Genomic DNA, 1,924 nt, shown 5'->3' on the forward strand with positions numbered 1-1,924 from the left:
TCCAGGCATTGAACCGGCGCACGCCGTTCTTCAAGTTCTTCCTGAAAAAAGAACTGATCTGGGTGCCCTTCCTCGGCCTAGCCTGGTGGGCGCTGGATTACCCCTTCATGAAACGCTACACCAAGGCGTTCCTGGCCAAGCACCCGGAGCTGGCGGGGCAGGATTTGAAGATCACCAAAGAGGCCTGCGAGCTGTTCAAGCGCCAGCCGGTCACGGTGGTCAATTACCTGGAGGGCACGCGGTTCAACGAGGCCAAGCGCAAGCAGCAGGCGTCACCGTTTACCCGATTGCTCAAGCCCAAGGCGGGCGGCGTGGCATTTGTGCTGGCGGCGATGGGCGAACAACTGGACGCGATCCTCGACGTGACCGTGGTGTATCCGCAGCAAAAGATTCCGGGGTTCTGGGACTTGATCAGCGGCGCAGTGCCGAAGGTGATCGTGGATATCCGTACCCGCGAACTGGACCCGGCGTTGTGGCAAGGGGATTACGAGAACGATCCGGCGTTTCGCCAGACCGTCCAGAACTGGGTCAACCAGCTCTGGATGGAAAAGGATGCGCGCATCGAACAACTGCGCCAAGAGCCTTAGCTGCCGGTACCCCAGGCCTGAGCCAATTTGCCCAGCACGGAACTGCTGGCCCCCTCGCCGCCCAGGTATTTCAGGATCACCGGGGCAAACTGGCCGACCATGCCGCTGTCCATGCCCAATGCGCTGAAGGCGGTGTTCAAGTCATTGGTGCTTTTCACGTTGCCCAACAGGCCGTCCAGGCCGCTGGTCTTGCTGCCACCGGTTTGGCCGAGCATCCCGCTCAAGGCCCCGAGGCTGCCCAATGCGTTATCACCCGACAGCTTGTCGAGGCCCGGCACACTGTTACTCAGCTGCGAGAAGTCATTGCCGCTCAGTTTGTTCTTGGCCAGACCCAGCATGGCGCCCGTGCCGCCCACTGCTTGCTCGGGGGTGATGTTCAGTTGCGAGGTCAAGGCCGTCAGCAGGTCGGCCGTCTCCGAGGTGGGCGCGGCGGCGGCAGCCTTGTTGTTGCCACCCTGCATGCCGGAAATGGCATTGGCTGCATCGCCAAGGCTGAAACCTGCGGCGAACACCGGGCCGGCGGCCACGGTCAACAGGCAGGACAGGGCAAAACCGCGTGAAATCTTCATCGAAACAACCTCTGGGTATAGGGGTAAACGCAGGCGTTGGACTGGGTATCCCGTCGGTTGTTCCGGAGCCCCTGAGGAACCCATCGGGGATAAGCGGGTCCATGAACTGACTACAAAATTTGTCGAGAAGAGACTTATGACTGCGATCCAACCCCCAGTGATTGAGCACAAGCCTGCGTTCTGGAGCCGCCCTCGCCTGTTCATCGGCGCCTGTGCGGTAGTGGTTGCCGGTATCGGCGGCGCGCTCTACACCCAGGACAGCGTCAAATCCGCGGCGACATTGGTGACCACGACCCAGCAGCCAGCCGCACAAATCATGGCCCACAAGGATTACCTGGAAGTGCAGCCGATTGCCTCCACGGCGCCTGCACCGGACCAAAGCCTTGAACTCTGGGCGATTCCCAAAGACGGCACACCGGTATCCCTTGGCCTGCTGCCGGAGGATGGCAAAGGCATCATCGGCCTGAATCCGCGCCAGCAAGAAAGCATCAGCAAGCCGGTGGAGCTGATGGTGAGTTCGGAAACCAAGGGTGGCTCGGTGAGCAAGCAACCGACAGGGCCGACCGTCTACCAAGGCGCCCTGGCCACGCGCTAATCACCGGCTGACACTCGGTTTAAATGTAGGAGTGGGCTTGCCTGCGAAAGCGATAATGCAGTGACTGACACATCGCCTTCGCGGGCGAGCCTGCTCCCAGAGATGGTCTCATTTGCAGACTCACCGGCCGACCCGTTGCATGTCCCGTAACCTGCTGTAGCAGCTTCCAAGGA

3 protein-coding genes are annotated in these 1,924 nt (G+C 61.0%); 2 read left to right on the forward strand and 1 reads right to left on the reverse strand.

Going from position 1 to position 1,924, the window contains the following annotated elements; genetic code table 11:
• A partial coding sequence (locus tag BKD70_RS22880) for an acetyltransferase (protein WP_070415460.1) occupies positions 1–587 on the forward strand: 587 nt, incomplete at its 5' end.
• Here the strand turns inward: BKD70_RS22880 and BKD70_RS22885 are convergent.
• Positions 584–1,156 carry a DUF2780 domain-containing protein gene (locus BKD70_RS22885; protein WP_054920759.1) on the reverse strand — a complete coding sequence of 191 codons (573 nt, stop codon included), beginning with the start codon at positions 1,154–1,156 and terminating at the stop codon, positions 584–586. The two genes, BKD70_RS22880 and BKD70_RS22885, sit on opposite strands and share 4 nt — an antisense overlap.
• A gap of 136 nt (positions 1,157–1,292) precedes the next feature.
• On the opposite strand from BKD70_RS22885, the gene BKD70_RS22890 reads away from it, so the two are divergent.
• On the forward strand, positions 1,293–1,751 hold the full coding sequence (locus tag BKD70_RS22890) for an anti-sigma factor domain-containing protein (protein WP_054896761.1): 459 nt from the start codon (positions 1,293–1,295) through the stop codon (positions 1,749–1,751).
• Positions 1,752–1,924: the final 173 nt, after the last annotated feature.

The sequence above is a fragment of the Pseudomonas sp. BS-2016 genome (assembly GCF_001806145.1).
Lineage (GTDB): Bacteria > Pseudomonadota > Gammaproteobacteria > Pseudomonadales > Pseudomonadaceae > Aquipseudomonas > Aquipseudomonas lundensis.